Below are 16,900 nucleotides of genomic sequence, written 5' to 3'. Positions count from 1 at the left end.
GCCCCTCCGGCCGGACCTCACCTGACGCGGTGGTGGCCGAGCCGGATCAGTCTGGATGGTCAGGCGGTGACGATGCGGCGAGAGAGGGCTTCCAGTGCAGCAGGCAGTTCTTGCTCCACGACGATGTCCTCCAGAGCAACGTCGGACAGGAATCCGGCGGCCACTATGGCGTCCAAGGCCCGTAGCAAGGGGCTCCAGAAGCCGTTGGCGTTCAGAAAGCCCACCGGCTTGCGGTGAAAACCGAGCTGCCGCCAGGTCCACACCTCGAAGACCTCTTCAAGCGTGCCGAGTCCTCCGGGCAGAGCCAGGAAGGCGTCGGCCTTCTCCGTCATCATCGCCTTGCGCTCGTGCATCGTCTCGCAGACGTGCAGTTCGGTGATGCCATGGTGCGCCCACTCCCGATCGACCATCTCCCGCGGAATCACCCCGATCACCTCGCCACCGGCCTGCCGTGCCCCGTCGGCGACCGCGCCCATGAGCCCGGCACGGCCGCCGCCGTACACGACACCGATCCCCCTGCGAGCCAGCTCGCGACCCACATCGGCCGCGACCTCCGCATAGCCGGAGTCGGCGCCGGGCGACGAACCAGTGAAGATGGCAATGCGCTTCATGCGGCTCCTCCCGATAACGGGCGACAAAACCCCTTAAGGTATCTCATATACGGGAAAGCATCCCATAGTTGGGAATCAAGATAGATTCGAGAGAGGAACAACGAACACCTCTCGGCAAGGCGTTCGGCATGCCGCAGCGCGCAAAGGACACCACATGAGCCGCCCACGTGTAGTCGTCGTCGACCTCGGCGGCGTGTTGTTCCACTTCGACCACGCCAGTCGCCTGCGGCACATGGCCGACGCCTTCGAGCTCGCCGCGGACCGGATCGACGAGCTGCTGTGGCGGTCCGGGTTCAGTGCCGACTGCGACGCGGGCAAGTACCGGAATCCCGCCGAGATCCGGCAGTACATCCGTGCCGCCACCGGCTTCACCGGCAGCGATGACCGCCTCGACGCCGCCTGGTGCAGCGCCTTCCGGCCGGACCAGGCGGTTCGCCACGTGCTGGAACGCCACCGCGGCACACGGCCAACGGCGCTGTTCACCAACAACGGCCCACTGGAGGAAGACGCCCTGCTCCGCCTCTACCCCACCATGTTCGACAGCTTCGACCACCTGCTGTTCAGCCATCGCCTCGGACACCGGAAACCAGACCCGGCCGCCTTCGCCACCGTATTGAAACGACTGGGCGCCCTTCCCGACGACATCCTGTTCGTCGACGACAGTCCCGCCAACACCGCGGCGGCACGCGCCGCGGGTTGGACCGCCGTTCACTTCCAAGGACCGGACACTCTCGAGCACGCCCTTTCGCTGTGAGCATGGTGTCCCCGGTCGAGCGCGGTCACCAGGCGCCGACCACCGTCGCGCTCGGCCTACCTCCCGCCGACGCCGAACACGGCTACGCCAACGCGGCTCTGTCCCCTGGACTATTCCGTGGCGGCGCTCGTCATGCATCCGCGCGCCGCGCGGCACTGACCGGCTCACGCGCTGATCTCCTCCGGCACCGGGAACGCTACGTCGCCAACGAGAACATGTGCAGAGCGAGATAGAGGATCACTGCGTTCGATATCAGCGCGGTGGCCAGCCGCCCCCGGCTGCCCGTGATGAATCGACCGAGCAGTGCGCCGCTCCCCGCCAAGAGGAGTTGCCAGCTCGCTGAGGCCGCGAAGGCGGCGACGACGAACATGGCCTGGTCAAGGACGCGCACGGTTGTCGCGGTCTGAATGCCGAGCACCAACGCCGCGAAGTAGATCACGGTGAGGGGGTTCAGCATCGTGAGACCCAGCAGCGTCCAGAAGGCCCCTGCCGGAGCGAGCGGCCGATCATCCATCGTCGCGGGGTGGTGGCGTTGACGGTACTGCCTGATCGCCGTCGTCGCGCCCCGTAGGACAAGGGCGATGAGGATCAGCGCCGCACCCCGGCGCAGCGGGGCCACGATCGATTGGACGAATGGAGTGAGCGCGGCACCGCAGAGGGTCGCGATCAAGGCGTACAGACCGTCCGCGGTCGCCACCCCGAGCGCGGCGGAAGCTCCGGTCTTCAAGGACGTTCGAGCGGTGAGAGCTACCAGATATGTCGCGATCGCGCCGACCGGGATGGCGATGCCATAGCCGGCCAGCAGCCCCGCCACCAGTGCCGCGATCATGTTCGGACGAGCATCGGCCGGCGGCTTTGCTGCCGGTCCGGCACCGCCACGTCGGCCGCGGCGGTGGCGGGGCCGGTTCTCGACGCCGGATCTGTGCGGGTCAGCAGGTGGCGCAATGTGATCAGCCGTCCGGGGAAAGGTGTGGGGGATCTAGAGATCGGTGAGGTAGACGTTGATGCGGTCATCCAGCTCCAGGCTTCCTGGACAAGCCGGAGTGCTGCGGCGGCGGTGAACGTCTTGGCCGGCGAGACGGCGGGAAAGCCGGTGTGGGAGGTCGCGCATCGGCCCTCAGCGCAGTGCCCTGATGTTGCCCGAGGCGGCTGCTTTGCCGAGCCGCCGCTGCCGATAGAGCAGGGACCAGCCGATCAGCAGTGCGAACGTGCCCAGCTGCAGCGCCGTGGACAGGCCGGTCATGACGTCGAGCGGCAGGCGGTAGATGAGCGGGATCCTGGTGATCGACTCGGCGAGCAGCCCTATGCCCCAGACCAGCGTCAGGGTCAGGAACACCTTGCGGAACTGGGGCTCGAACCGCCACAGCCGCTCCCATTCGGCGAGCTTCCGCGGGTCGTCGGCACTCAGCCGGCGCACGAGCGCGTACATGAGAGGCCGCCCCAGCAGGCAGGAGCCGAGCATGAGAAGGCCGAGCAGCCCAGACAGGACGGACTCCTTGGCCAGGAGGAACCGGGGGTCGCCGGTCAGGAAGGTCAACAGCAGGCCCACGGCGAAGCCGCTGCACACCAGGGCAGCCAGGCCGTTGAACCGGCGCGAGACGACCGCCACCAGCAGGACGCGGATCAGGGCGGCACCCGCGCCGAGCAACAGCGAGATCGTCTCGTGCAGCCCGAACCTGCGGCATGCGTAGTAGATCGCGATGGGTAGCACGACGTCCGGGACAAGGGCCTTGAGCAGGGTTGTCTTGTTCATAAGTGGCTCCCTTCAGGAGATGAGGACTGGAGTGCCGGAAAGAGGCAGATGGATTCGGCCGTCGGCGATCTTCATCGGCACCTCGGCGCCGAACGCGTCGACGGCATGCGCGCAGGGCAGCGGCCACGGCCAGTCGAAGTCGGCGGACGGCTCGTCCTCGATGGAGAAGCCGGCGGATTGCCGCCAGACGACGATGAGCGGCCCGAGGGGCTCGCGACGGATGTCGAAGAGGTAGACGTCGGGAGCGCCTGCCACGTCGACCCTGTGAACCTCGGTCACTCCGCGCAGGTGGTGCGACAGCAGTTCCACCGTGGCGGCGGTCGGGCGACGGCGCCCGACCTCCTCGCCGTCGTAGTCGGTGAGGGCGAACGTGCCGAACATCAACGCTCTGGTGGTACGGATGTCGGCTTCGTGGGGCGATTCCGGGGCGAGCTGAAAGACGGCCGTTCTGCGTACACCGCCGGCCAGCAGCAGCAAGGTGCGCATCACGATGTCGCGGCCGCTCATTCTGACGCGTTTGGCCTCCAGCTCCGGCGAACACCCGGACAAGAACATCTGGAGGGTCTCGGGCAGCTCGTCCATGCGCTCGTAGAGGGCCGCCACGCCGGGTTGGGCCTTGCTTTCGAGCGGACCTCCCTCCGGAATCGCGCTCTCGCCAAGGGCCTGCCGACGGTGCGCGGCCAACGCCTCGATCAGGTACGGCAGATTGCCGGGGAACGCGGTGGGCATCGGGCCGTTGAACTCGCTGGCGACGATAGGTTTGCCGTATCCGTGTGCGTCCATCAGCCGGCGGCAGGCATCGATCATGGCCGGAATCTGGTACGGATCGCCGTACGGATGGATGTCGAAGACATCGAAGCGATCACGAGCGCCCGCCAGGACGCGGTCGAAGTAACCGATCCAGCCGGCGCCGCTGCCCTTTTCGTCGCCGGTCATCGCACTGGGAACCGCCCCGCCGAGAGCGACCAGGGCCCGCGGATCGACCTGTTTGACGGCCTGGTGAAAGGTATGCAGGTGTTCCAGATAGTCATCCGGCGCACCAGACCACAGCATGGGGATGTTCGGCTCGATCTCGCACTGCCAGAAGCGAACCCGGCCGCGGGCCCGCCGAACCAGCGCGCTGACGAACCTCTCATAGGTCGCCGGCTCCTTGGCCGGTGAGGCGGGGAGAAATCGGGTCGCCCGCCTGGTGCCCCATGGCGAACCGGCGCATACGGTGACCCAGACCTCGTCATCCTCCTCGATCTGATCGACGAGGCTGTCCACCACTCCCCAGTCGAACACGCCCGGCTCGGGCTCGACCTGGGACCAGAAGAGATTGACCCTGACGAACCGGGCACCGAGCGCCCGCGCGTGGTGCATGAACTGCTCGGGAGCACCGAATAGGCCATAGGTGCCGCCGCGATTGACGCCCGTGCGGATCTCATCCAGAACGACCATCTCGTCTACCACCTCACGTGAAGGCCAGTCTCTCTTTAAGAGACTCATGTACCTTAACCCTAACATCTAGGATCGCAATAGGAGACGATCAGGACCTTATTTGGAACGTCAAGGCCGAGGCGCTGAACGCCAGCGCCAGCCGTACGACCCTCCATCCGGTGAGTACTCATCCCAGGTCGAGGTGCACAGGCCCAGGCAGCTGCTTCACGAGGTCCGGCACCATACGCCTGGCCGCCGACCATCGGTTGCACATCGCTCTCGGCGCCGACGAAGTGCGCGTGGGCGAGCAGGCGGGCGAGCAGGCGGGCGAGTTCGGCCAGGCCGCCGCAGGGCTCGTGGAACGCGGCTCGCGGCTCGCGGGACGGGGCTCGACGAGCGTCGGGCGAGCGCCCGCGCCTCCTCGGCGCGAGCGTTGCAGGGTCGCGGTCGCCCTACTCAGCCGCAGTCGTTCCGCGCCACGACCCCACCGACATGGTCATCCAGCTCCCGGCCCGGCGACTCCAGGAAGCGGCCGAGAGCGGCGCCCATCCCATCGGGCGGGTCCGGTTCACCTGACACGACTCCCCCTCATCGGCGCCGAAAGGTTCGATCTTGAAGCACCGGAGAAAGGGGACCATGTAAGATACCAGAGAATCTTATATAGGTTTTCTTTAGACCTCCATAAGAGCTTGAAGTCTCGTAACGATCTGGAGGGGCCGTGGCATCCGCGACAGGGACGGAAGGCGACAAGCGCTCCCGGCGGCGAGGCGCGGAGCTTGAAGAGGCGCTCTTGCAGGCCACGCTCGACGAGCTCCTCGAGCGTGGCTACGCGCAGCTGACCATTGACCGCGTCGCACAGCGGGCAGGGACCAACAAGTCAGTGATCTACCGCCGCTGGCCGCACCGCGCCGCTCTCGCCTTTGCCGCTTACCGCCACTTCGTGGCCCGGCCAACAGCCCTGCCCGACACCGGAGACCTGCGGACGGACGTGCTGGAACTGTTGCGAGGAGCGGCGAACCGGATGGAGTCCGCGGTGGGCGGCGAGATCCTGCGCGGCATGATGTCCGAGATGCACGCCCATCCAGAGCTGTTCAAGCACATACGCGAGGAACTCGCCCAGGAGCCCGGCGCCATGATGACCATTCTGGGCAGAGCGGTCGCGCGAGGCGAGGCCAGACCTGCCTCCCTGCGTCCCCGCGTGGCGACCGTCCCCGTCGTCCTCCTCCGCCAGGAATTCCTGATGAACCCGGAGGCAGGCATTTCCGAGGAGATACTGACCGAGATCGTCGACCAAGTCTTTCTCCCCATGGTGCGGCTTGGCTAGATGTACTGACCACAGAGGTCAGGTACGGGGCGACACGCCTGGATGATCTTGTAAGGGATCAAGGGCCGTGGGAACAGAACAGCTAGTGTCCTGCGCCTGAAATTCGTCGGCAATATCGTGCGAGGGATTCGAGGATCTCCTCTGCCGTCTTCTTCCATACGAACGGCCGAGGGTTGTTGTTCCACTGAGCGATCCAGTCGCGGATGTCCTTCTCCAGGGACTGGACGCTCTTGTGCACCCCGCGCCGGATGAGCTGATCGGTCAGGAACCCGAACCACCGCTCCACCTGGTTGATCCAGGAGGAGCCGGTCGGGGTGAAGTGCATGTGGAACCGCGCTGACCGTATCCATCACGCGTCGCGTGCGACACGGCAGCGGCGAATGCGGCAACAACCGCGCGGGGGCGGCGGCGGATTACCTACGCCCGGGACAGACCCGTTGATTGGACAGACCCAGTCACGGCCCGCCAAATGTAAACGCCGACGAGATACCACGGCGGCTCCATGAGGGTCCAGGCCCGGCCGGCCCACGTCGACCTGGCCTGCGCCGACGCCGAAGCCGCTCGCGTGCTGCAGGAGCAAGCACGGAGCGGCGTTCGTCGCCTGGGGCCAGCACTGGAACTCTCCGACCTCACGTGATCAGCTGCGAGCGTCTCTCGCAACCGCCGCCTGGCGGCCACCAGCTCGGCCTGGTCGTTCGACGTGATACCGGGCTCCAGACCCACATCGATGCGCTCTTGTCTGCGCCAGTTGTAGATGGTCTGGTCGCTAATCTGCCGATCGGCGGCCACCCGCCGCATGGTGCGATCGGCCTTCAGCAGGTCCAGGACTTTGCGGCGGAAATTCGGGGGGATAGTTCCTCGGCATGCTGACCTCTCTTGGGTTTCGGGCCTGCCAGTCAACCAAAGGGACTCCACGAAAGCCGGTGAACATCAAGGCCGGGGCGGTTCAGTGCAGTCCAACCAGAGCCTCGGCCATTATGAGAGGGCGACCTCGAGTATCTCGTCCACCATGCGGATGGCTGGCGATGGAGTTCCCAAACTTGCAAGCGTCTCCCGCAACCGCCGTGCGAATTTCGCGATGCGGTGGGGCTCCAGGGCCTCGGCCCGAACGGCCTCGATGAGGTGGGAGTGGTCGCGGATTACGTCGTTCTCCTCATCCCCGGTGAGACTGGCGGTGAGAAACTCGATCACTTCCGTCAGATGGTCCAGCTTGCGCCGGAGTTCGGTCTGCGCCGTGCCGGAGAGCGTAACCGGAGGGGTTACCGAAGGAGCGCCTACGGGCACCCTCGTCGCCCTTCGATCTTTGTGCTGCAGTTCGAGCACGGCCTCCTCTAGGGCGTTGCGCAACTCCAGAGCGCTGGGGAACCGGGCGTCGGGGCGTTTGCTCACGGCCTGCCAGACGGTACTGTTCAACAGCCCATACCCTGGAAGAGCCGGTGGGCCGAATCGGAACGACTCCTGGTCGGCGTAGGGCAGGGCGCCGGACGGGTGCAGCAGTTGGTAGAGGATCGCTGACAGCGCGAACACGTCGTCCTGAGGCGATGCTGCCGGTGATGTGCCGTCGCGGGCTTCGGGCGGCGCATAGTCCGATGGGTGCCGGGCTGGAAGGAGCGGCTGGCCAAGCGCCAGGTCGGTGCCGGAGCCCCAACCCAGCACATGCAGCTCGCCTGGGTCCTCCCCGACCAGCACGAGGTTCTCCGGCCGTAGGTTTCCGTGCGTGATCTGCCGCGCATCGAGCATCCGGTGCAGTGTGTCGCACGCATCGGCGATCCAGCGAGCGGCATTGACAGGGCTAATCTCTGCGCTTCCGGCCAGCTTGGCGTCGAGCTTCTGCCGCAGACTAACCCCTTCCACCGCGCGGAACAGCAGCCAGTCCCCGCAGGGGGACAGCATCTCGGGCACACCAGCTACGTTCTGCGTGGGGTCGAAAAGGATCTCGTTGAGTCGGGCTAGCGTCGCCCGGTGCCCGGGGTGGTGTCGGGCCAGCAGCGGCTGCTTATGGTTGTCGTGCCGCAGCAGGCAGGTCTTCGGCCAGACTCCGTCGTCGACGCGGCTGACGACGACGTATCCAGCACTCCTAAGGGCTTCCTCGTCTGGCTGCCAGGCGGACTGCGTGCGGTCGGGGTTCCGCGGCCGCCGCGTGTCCAGCCAGGTGCGCACGATCTGGTTGATCCACTGCCATTCGTCCTGCGCCTTGACGAGGATCCCGAACGCGCGCAGCGCCTCGAGGTCCTTGAACTTGGCCGTGCCGAGCTGCGCCTTCACCGCGGCGTCAGATGCGCCCTCGTCGATGAGTTCGGCGATCTCGTACAGAAGCTCCAGCGCCTGTTCGCGGCGTCCCTCGACGTAGGGGTCGAGCAGGCTGATCACCGCATCGTCGTCGGCCACCACCCGGTCGAACGCCTTGTCCACGAGGTCCGTGTCCACAATTACCCGCTGCCCGTCATGCAGCAGTTCCAGCACCCTGCTGCCGAGCATGTGGATGTGCTGAGGGTGGCCCTTGGTATGGGCCCAGACCCGTGCGGCGGCCTGGGGCATCACGTCGACGGGCGGTAGGAAGCCCTGGTGAAAAGCCTGCAGTGTTGCTTCCATGTCCAGCGGCCCGATGAGGTACGGCGTCGTGAACTCCTGCTGGAAACGAGTGCCTTCCAGCAACTCTCGGATCCCGTTGGTGGTCGCGGCCCCACAGAATAGCAGAGCCAGATCGCCACGATTCTTCAGGCCGCGCAGGTCGCTCAGCGCGGACTCTAAGGTTCCAGACTGTTTCAGCTGGCGCAGCAGATGCTGGAACTCGTCGAGGATCAGCAGCAGGCCCACGTTGTCCTGCCACAGCCGCTGCCGAACGTCCCGCCACCAGCGCAGGAAGTCCAGCGAGCCGGCACCCTCGGGCATGCCCACGTCTGGTGCCTGGCCGCTGAAGGCCTGGTTTACAGCGAGGGCGACCGCCTTGGCGATGTCGGTCATCAAGTGGCCGTCGGCGTCGGCGGTCATCTCGGCGTTCAGATAGACGGGGAATACGCGCGGGATGCGCCACTTGCTGGGCGGCGGCAGTTCGGCGGCGCCGGGCGGACGGACTTCGCTGAGCTGATGCGCGATCGACGTCTTGCCCGCCTGACGCGAGCCCGTCATGAACAGTGCCCGTGTGTTGGTCCGGGCCGCCTTCTCGTAGTGGTGAGTCAGGTCCTCCAGTTCCTTAGTGCGGCCGACGAACAGCTCCGGGTCCACCGGGTCGCTCGGGTTGAAGCGTGCGGCCAGCCGTTGATCGTGCGGGTAGCGGGTGACCGGTGCCGTCTGTGTCTTCTCGGTCGGCTTGCCGTCCTGCAGGCCCGAGGCGGTGACCTTCACCTCCTGGGCCTCGCCGGGCAGGACGAGGCGTCGTGTCGCGGAGGAGTGGGGCTCCAGGTCGCCCACCACGAGCGTCCTCTTGTCGACGCGCACCGTGACCTGCTTCAAGGGCTGGCGGAAGCTAGTGATCTCAACCTTGACCTCCACGGGGCCGCTGCCCAGGCGGGTCGCCCTGTGCACCGTCAGATCCAGCCAGCGCTGGGTTCCGCCGCTCTTGAGGTGATGCCGCGCCACCTCGTCCCACGCTTCCTGCAGCGCACGGGAGAGCGAGACAGCTGCTTCGCCGCGTGCCGTGGAGATGAGGTTCTTCGCGAGCTGGCGCTGCAGGTACATGTCGCTCTCGACGCGTGTCGCCGACTCGACGAGGTCACGCGTCGTTCTGCCTGCCAGCCGGGACGGCGAGTCGGGGTCCTCGAACTGCTCGGCCAGCCGCGTCCACAGCTTCCTCAGCTTCTCCAGGCCGATCGCGTCCTGCGGTCCCGCATCAACCTTCAGTTGATCCACGGCCGAGGTCAGGGCCTCCGCGAGGGAAGCGCACCGGCGGACTACCACCGCTTGGACGAGCTGCGTGGTCTCCTCCGGTAGAGCCTGCGGTTCCATCTCAGAGGACATGTTGTCGACGTAGGCCAGGTCCTCGTCGCTCGGCTCGATGCCGAGTTCGGGCAGGGTGACGATGGCGTAGCGGTAGCCCTCTGCGTACGAGATCCGGTCGCAGAAGGATCTAAGCTCGTGTAAAATATTGCCCTTCTCCTCCGCAGTGGCCGCGCTCTCGACGAGCCCCCGCCACACGCTGTAGGCGTCGCGCACCAGCCCGTGCTCGGCGAGCAGCGTCGCGCAGTACCCGCGTGCCTCTCGCACCACCGTGCTATCCAGGGCGGTCGCCCTAAGCTTGATGTGGTCCTGAAGGAATCGCAGCAGCCGCGGCGTGTCCATGCGCAGGTGCTCCACAATGCGCTCCAGGTGCCCCCGGCCCAGGGGCGGTATGGCCGTGTCATTGAGGATGTCGGGGACGTCGTACTCAATCGCCCGGGCGATGAGGGCATCCGGCTCCTCGTTCCGGGGGCGGCGCAGCTCTTGGAGTGCTTCACGCGCAAGGTCGCGTTTGCGCTGCTGGTTGGCCAGGACCACCGCGATGGCCAGCGGCAAGTCGGAGGTGCCCGGCTGGCGGCGCCGGGCGAACTCCAGGAGGAGCTTCGGTGCCACCGAGGCGCGGTTGGCGAGGTGGGTGAGCAGACCTGCTTGAACGATCGCCTCCTCCGCGGAACCGTCGTGCAGCGTGAGAAAGAGCCCAAGGAGACGGCCGGCTTCGTTGTAATCACCCTGGGCGCAGGCAACCTGCACCTGCAGGCGTACCCCGTCCGGAATGTGCCCCAAGACTCCGGCGACCGCGGCGGCGTCGTCAACCATGCCGCACTTGAGCTGGCAGGCCACCGTCGCCCGGGCCAAGGCCACGTCCCTGGGATGCTTCTTCAGCAGCTCCTTGAACAGCCGGGTCGCCGTCTCCCAGTCCTCGTCCGTGGCGGCCTGGAACGCGGGCTTGGCCTGCGCGCGCAGCGTCGTCGACAGCAAACGGTTCAGCTCCGCCTTATCGACCTTCGGCTGGAACCAAGTCAATGCCTTCAGCCGCAGGTCGCGCACCTGGTCGTCGTACTCGTGCACCAGCTGCTGGATCGCCTGGTTCACCGACACTCGGGGGTTTTTAACCTTGGCCAGGACGCCCCGGTCGCCCACCGGCAGGGCCTGTCGGAGAGCTGCGGCGCTCTCCCTGAGGACGGCCGCCTCCACGGATCGGCGGTTGCGCTGGAGTGCAAGGTCGGCGTACTTGAGCAGCGCCTCCTCGTCGTTCTGTCGCTGCGCCAGTTTGGCAAGGCTGAGGTACACCTCATAGGAGGAGTTCGGCCTTTGGTGCCGCTCCAGCAGCCTGCGCAGCTCCCCCTCGTGGCCCAGCTCTCGGGAGATGCGAACCGCCAGGGCCAGCAGCGCGGGTGCCGCACGAGTTCGGTCGATCCACTGCCGGAGCAGGTTCCAGGCCTCCTCCGCCCGGCCGGCCGTTTCAAGTACGGCCGCCATCTCGGCGACGGCTTTCGGGTTGAGGTCGGTCACCAGCGCGAAGAGATTCCGCATCGTTGCCAGGTACCGGGCGACATTGCCGGACGGCCGAGACTGCATGGCCCGACGCACCGCCGTACCGGCGTAGTAGAAGTTGTGGCTGGTCGGTGCGCTGCTGCACTGCGCGATACGCCGGGCCGCCTCCCCCTCGGCGCTGTCGGCCCCGTCGCCAAGCGCGGCGACGGCCTGCTCGCCGGTGCCTGGCCGGGCGTTGCCGCCCCGGGCCAGCAGCAGCTTGCTGCCCGCAGGGGTTGGCACCGGGCGGCCCACCGACTCGAAGAGCGCGGTGAGCACCCTGCGTTGCTCGTCCGTGTAGCTCCAGGTGGACACGCGCGCGTGGTACTCGAAGGTGGTGGCGGCCTCCTCCAAGTGGCCGGACGCCATGTAGGCGCAGCCCAGGTTCCACGCCGCGGACGAGCCGAGCCAGTACCGGTCGGACACGCTGTGGTAGAAGGCGACCGCCTCCTCGGCCCGGTCGGCCAGCACCAGCGTCGCCAGCGCGTTGCCGAGGGCCAGGGAGTGCCCGTGGTGTACGGCTCTGAGCCAGGCGTCGGCGACGAGAGAGGCTTCAGTGTTCGGCGGCAGCTGCTGCGCCTCGTGAATGAGGAGGTCCGCAGCCTGCGGCCCGCCGATCTCCTGGACGTGGACCTCGGGCACGAGCGACGGATCCACAGCCCGCCGGACACTGGTGACCTGCGCCGGCGGCGAGGGTGGATCGTAGCTCCCCTGGGGCAGCCCGCCCCTGCGGACGGCCTCGTCTCGCAGGAAGACCACGCGCGGCAGCCGTTCGGGCGGTGTCCAGGCGACGCAGTCCTGCAGCACCCGTACCGCCGTACGGTGATCGCAGCCGTTGATCAGCCACAGGGCGAGGTCGCGGCTGAGGAAGGAGTCACGGCACTGATTGACCAGGCCGATCAGTCGTTCGGTGATGTCGGCGCGAGGCACGGGGATTCCCAGGGTGCGCAGCTGAGTGGTGAGCACGCCAACGATGACGGGTTCGCGCAGCGAGGCCCAGGTAGTGGTCTCCAGCACGTCCTGGAGTCCGCGCGTGCCCAACTGGGCGGCGAAATACTTCCGCCAGGCCTCGATGTCATTGGTGCTGGTGGGCGGCGGCGCCACGCCAGTGGCCGGCACAGGCGTTAGCCGGATCTCGACCCGGCCGGCCGGCTGGGCGCGCAGCTGGTGGAGGAGTTTCTCCGTCCAGTCGGCGGTGGCGCCCATCTGCTGGGCGCGGTCGAGGCGTTCCTGCGCGAGGGCGACGTCCCCGGCCTCGAGTGCGTTGCGGGCGAGTTCGAGGTGGTGCCGCCAGGTCGCCACCCCAGCCGCCTCAATGCGGTCGACCACCGAACGCGCCCCGGCCAGGTTGTTGCCCTCGCGGTGGATGCGTAGCAGCAGGAAGGCGCCGGGGGATCGCGGATTCACCGTCAGCAGCTGTTCCAATCGGGCCGCCGCCTCCTGCGCACGGCCCATGGCGTGCAGGTGTTTGGCTTCCTCCTCGGGGTGCATGGGCCCAGTGCCCGTACCGGGTGCACCCTGGAAAGCCGGTTCGGGTGCGGGACGGGCGCCGTGAAGGGCCATAAACTCCCTCATTGCACGTCGCTGGTTTGGTTCCATGCGGCCGGAAAGGATGTCTTGGAAGACGTCCAGCGCCTGAAGCGCCTGCCGGGCGGAGCCGACGGCGGCGTAGGCGGCGGCGATGTTCCAGGCGGCCGCCCCGTTGAGATACTGGTGCGGCCCAAACCGCCGGTACAGGTGGAGGGCGTCCGCGGCCCGGCCTGCACGGACCGCCCAGCCGATGGCATAGCCGAGCGCGGCTGTGTTGCCCGCCTCCAGCGACCGTGCGTACAGCCGCGCCTCCTCCTCCTGCGTGCGCGGCCCGGCTCCTGGGCCGCCGCCCGCCTCCGCAGTGACGTCGGCGCCGCGGAACGGCCGTACGTACGGGGTGAGCAGGTGTGCGCCCGGTACTGACTCGCCGACCGTCAGGCTCTGGGGCGGCAGCGGCGGATGGCCCCGCCGGAACACGCTCTCGGCCCGCTCGGTCTGGCCGAGGCTACGCAGCGCGTCGTACTGCAGCTGCCACAGGGAGGGGTACAGGACGGGGCGGGCCCGGTGCAGCGCCAAGTCGGTGAGTTCGACGACCAGCTCGGGTGCGAGGTGCAGCAGCTCGCGAGCGGTGCTCACCACGTCGGACAGCGGCCCCGACCGGCCCAGCTGCCCTACGTCCCACTCTAGTTGCCCCCGATCGGCTGTCTGATGCGTCGGAGTCCGGAAGGCGGCGAGGATGCGGGCGGGCAACTCGTCGTCGTGGACGGTGTCCGGGGTATTGACGGGACTAGCGATGTCTGCGGTGTCAACCTGGGCAGTGGCCGGGGGTTGCTTTGGTTCCGCGAGGGCTGCCGTCGGCTCCGCGTCCTGCGGCCGCTGCTGACACGCCGGTTCCGGGTCGCCAGGCAGGGCCTGCTCAGCCTGAGCGACGTAGGACTCGGCCGCGCGCAGATCGCCGCGTTCCAAGTGCAGTTCGACAGTCCTGAGGTGGAGCCGTACCCCGTCCCCGTCCCCGTCCCCGAGAGTGGCTAGGGCCTGCTGCACGGCCATCGCCCTGACCTCCACGGCCGTGCGTCCGTCCAGCTCCTCTAGCATGTCCAGGCCCTGCTGAGCGTCGGGCAAATCACCGCGTACCAGGGCGTCGAGGATCAGACTGTGCAGGTCCTCGCCCTCCCCGTCCGGATCTTGCGCCAACCCCCGGAAAAGCATGTCCGCACGCTCGCGGATTCTCTCCAGCGGCTCCAGTGCCGGCCCGGTCACCTCCTCCGGCACGCCAGCTCCCCTGGCCGCCAGGGCGATCAGATGCCGGTGCTCCCCGGCCACCAGCGTCAGCGCCTCGGCAGCGACCCTCGTCACCCAGCTGTCGTCGGCGTCGATCCGGGGCGCATCCAGGTCCGGGGAGGCGAACAGAAGCGCCTCGACGACGGGCACCAGGACCGGGTCGAGCCGATCCAGCGGCGGCGCGGAGACGTCGGGAACGTGCCAGGTATGCTCGGCCGCGATCTCCAGCAGGTAGCGCACCAGTTCGCAGACCTCCGCGGCATTTTTCACCAGCACCGGCCAGCGTTTGCCGTTGCTGGGGACCGGCGCAAGATTACCCTGGCCGCGGTGGGCGACGTTGACGCGGGAGACGAGCATCTCCGGGGGATGCTCCAGCAGCCCGTGATCGTCGATCACACCTCGGCTGAGATCGTGCAGGACCGCTTCCACAGGCTTGACGAACAACTGCCGGGTGAACGTGTGGTCGACGCTCGCAAGGCGGTCCGTCTCAGCCCTCAGGTGTTCGGCCCGCGCGCGCAGCACCAGCGATCCGGTGACCCGGCGCATCACGGCGCCATGCCGGGTCACCAGGTCGTGCAGATGCCGGTACACGGGCTCGGGCAGCGCACGACGAGCGTAGAAGTAGCGCTGGCTGGTGCGCCCGGTCCAGGCGATCTCCGCCCAGTCCAGCAGTTCAGCGAGCGCGTGCTCGCCCACGGCCGCCGCGCGTTGACACAGCCGGGGCAGCAGCACGACGTGCGGGCCGGGGCTGACCACTCGGTCCGTCGCCGGCACCAGCACGGAGGCCGTCATGGCGACTCTGCGGTGCAGGAACACCGCGAACGGCCCCACGCCCTTGAGCACCGCCGGAGAGTAACTCCCCTCCGCGGTGCGCCCCCGGCCAGACAGGAACAGTTCAAGATCCCTAGCTGCCGTCGAAATCCCACTGGAAGCCGTCACGGACACGTGACCTCCCGTTATGCCTCGCGTATCAAGGACAGAGAGGAAGAGGCATCAGTTTATCCGACGCCAGTGGACTTGCACGGCACCTGAGTTGACAATAGGTCAGTCCGGCTGCAGGGTCGGGCCGCCGGATGCCCTCACCTCAAGGAACGCGCCAGAGTGAAGCTCTTTATCAGTTGGTCCGGAGAACTGGCCGAGCAGTGCGCCTCGTTTCTAAAACTGTGGATCAGGAAGCTGAATCACACCATCGACCCGTGGTGCTCGAATACCGACATCGCGAAGGGCGAGCTGGCGAGGTCCAAGATCGCGAACCAATTGCAGGTATCCAACTTCGGCATAGTGTGTGTCACGCGAGGGAATCAGGCGGCCCCCTGGCTCAACTTTGAGGCAGGGGCGCTGTCAAAAGCGGTGTCCGACAGCCGGGTCATGCCGTTTCTCATCGATCTACCAGAAAAGGACCTGACGCCCGGGCCGCTGTCCAGCTTTCAGGCCACTGACTCTTCGAACAAGGGGCAAGTGTGGCAAATGGTCCAGTCGATCAACGACGTGTGCGACAGCAAGGGCAAGGTCGAAACCGACATCCTGCGGGGACATTTCGACCAGTACTGGGAGGAACTGGACAAGACGCTTCAGAAGATCAGGCAAATGAAGCCATCCCCGAAGGCATTAACCCGAGCTACGCCCGCCATCCTCAACGAACTCGTTAGCCTCGTCCGCGAGCAGAATATAAGGATTAAGGCGCTGGAAAGGAGGCTGGAGATACTGGGAAGGACCTCGTCGGTCACCACCCATGTCCAGCCGGACCCGGACATCCCGGCGAAAGGCGTGAGGGACGCCCTCTGTAAGGAGGTGGTTCTGAACGTCCACGAAATCATCGGTAAGTCCCATGTTCGCCAGCTGCGGACCACGGAAAGTGGAATCACCGTGCGCTGCGACAGCGAGGGATATCGGCGGGCCGCCAAGAACTACGGACGACTGCAAACGCTCGCAGCCAGCGTCGGTTCGGCGATCGAGGTCACCGATGACATCGAGATCTTGGTCTTCGAACCTCTCTAGTCCCCGAGCAAAGGAGCCCCCCTGTCCACCCTGATCGCCACGCTGGTCACCGCCATCGCCAGCGTCCTCATCGCCGTCCTCGCATACTTGCTCAACCAGCGCGGAGAGCTCGCACGCGCCCGGCGCCAGGCCCGCCTGAACCGTGTCGACTCCCAACTGCGAGACCTATACGGGCCGCTCCTGGTGCTCGTGGAGTCGAACGAGCGTACCTGGGATGCCTTCCGTCGGCAGCATCTGCCATCGGCCGAGGAACGCCGGCGAGGCGTGGAGTTGACCGAGGAGCAGCACAGGCTGTGGCGCCGCTGGGTACTCACAGTGTTCCTGCCGTCGGCGCGCCAGATGCGGGATGCCATCGTGGACCACGGCGACCTGTTCATCGAGGACCAAATACCACACGTAGTCCTAGACTTCTGCGCCCACATTGCTTCGTACGAGGTGACGGCCGCCGAGTGGGCGGCAGGGGAGGAAGGAAAAATCCTCGTGAATCACCCGGGCGAGGAGTTCGTCGCCTACGTCCGGGAGTCGTACAAGAGCCTCAAGGACGCCCAGGCCGAGGTACTGCTCAGTACGGCCTCCATCCAGAAGACCAACACTCAGCTCGCGACGGCGGCCGGTGACAGCGGGTTGGACACGCCCCCCCCGACGCGAGCGTCTCCGTAATCGTGTCACCGTGCAGCGTCGTCGATCCTGACGCCGCCCGCGTTGACGCCGGTGGCGATCAGGCAGTGCACGTTCACCGTCCGCCCGCCCTCGCGCACCTT

The 16,900-nt window shown here is 67.0% G+C and carries 9 protein-coding genes and 1 pseudogene; 4 read left to right on the top strand and 6 right to left on the bottom strand.

What is annotated here, in order from left to right; translation table 11 throughout:
- Positions 1-59: 59 nt before the first annotated feature.
- Positions 60-611 (bottom strand): LOG family protein, encoded by a 552-nt coding sequence (locus tag FLX08_RS26695; protein WP_142622568.1) that lies wholly within the window; start codon positions 609-611, stop codon positions 60-62.
- Between the two features lie 154 nt (positions 612-765).
- Between FLX08_RS26695 and FLX08_RS26690 the strand changes: the two genes are divergently transcribed.
- Complete coding sequence (locus FLX08_RS26690) at positions 766-1,365, top strand: HAD-IA family hydrolase (protein WP_142622566.1); 600 nt, start codon at positions 766-768, stop codon at positions 1,363-1,365.
- Positions 1,366-1,561: 196 nt separating this feature from the next.
- Here the strand turns inward: FLX08_RS26690 and FLX08_RS26685 are convergent, their stop codons facing one another.
- The 3 genes from FLX08_RS26685 to FLX08_RS26670 all read right to left on the bottom strand — a co-directional run bounded on the left by FLX08_RS26685 (position 1,562) and on the right by FLX08_RS26670 (position 4,558).
- Entirely contained in the window at positions 1,562-2,194 is a 633-nt protein-coding gene (locus FLX08_RS26685) for a LysE family transporter (protein WP_142622564.1), read from the bottom strand.
- Between the two features lie 288 nt (positions 2,195-2,482).
- On the bottom strand, positions 2,483-3,118 hold the full coding sequence (locus tag FLX08_RS26675) for a VC0807 family protein (RefSeq protein WP_142622562.1): 636 nt from the start codon (positions 3,116-3,118) through the stop codon (positions 2,483-2,485).
- 12 nt (positions 3,119-3,130) lie between these two features.
- Positions 3,131-4,558 (bottom strand): beta-galactosidase, encoded by a 1,428-nt coding sequence (locus FLX08_RS26670; RefSeq protein ID WP_167530580.1) that lies wholly within the window; start codon positions 4,556-4,558, stop codon positions 3,131-3,133.
- 697 nt (positions 4,559-5,255) lie between these two features.
- Here FLX08_RS26670 and FLX08_RS26665 point away from each other — a divergent pair.
- A complete protein-coding gene (locus tag FLX08_RS26665; protein ID WP_142622558.1) occupies positions 5,256-5,861 on the top strand; it encodes a TetR/AcrR family transcriptional regulator in 606 nt (201 codons plus the stop codon).
- Positions 5,862-5,943: 82 nt separating this feature from the next.
- Here the strand turns inward: FLX08_RS26665 and FLX08_RS26660 are convergent.
- Both FLX08_RS26660 and FLX08_RS26650 read right to left on the bottom strand, forming a co-directional pair.
- Positions 5,944-6,189, bottom strand: a pseudogene (locus FLX08_RS26660) (IS630 family transposase); the annotation flags it as partial.
- 647 nt (positions 6,190-6,836) lie between these two features.
- Positions 6,837-14,984, bottom strand: coding sequence for a protein kinase family protein (locus tag FLX08_RS26650; RefSeq protein ID WP_142622556.1), 8,148 nt, complete (start codon positions 14,982-14,984; stop codon positions 6,837-6,839).
- Between the two features lie 258 nt (positions 14,985-15,242).
- Between FLX08_RS26650 and FLX08_RS26645 the strand changes: the two genes are divergently transcribed.
- Together FLX08_RS26645 and FLX08_RS26640 are read left to right on the top strand one after the other, a co-directional pair.
- Complete coding sequence (locus FLX08_RS26645; protein ID WP_167530579.1) at positions 15,243-16,139, top strand: toll/interleukin-1 receptor domain-containing protein; 897 nt, start codon at positions 15,243-15,245, stop codon at positions 16,137-16,139.
- A gap of 264 nt (positions 16,140-16,403) precedes the next feature.
- Positions 16,404-16,799, top strand: a complete 396-nt coding sequence (locus FLX08_RS26640) for a hypothetical protein (RefSeq protein WP_142622552.1) — start codon at positions 16,404-16,406, stop codon at positions 16,797-16,799.
- Positions 16,800-16,900: the final 101 nt, after the last annotated feature.

Origin of the sequence: Microbispora hainanensis (assembly GCF_006874475.1) — a bacterium.
GTDB lineage: Bacteria > Actinomycetota > Actinomycetes > Streptosporangiales > Streptosporangiaceae > Microbispora > Microbispora hainanensis.
The sequence above is the reverse complement of the archived record's forward strand: the minus strand, read 5'-3'. Positions and strand labels throughout refer to the sequence as shown.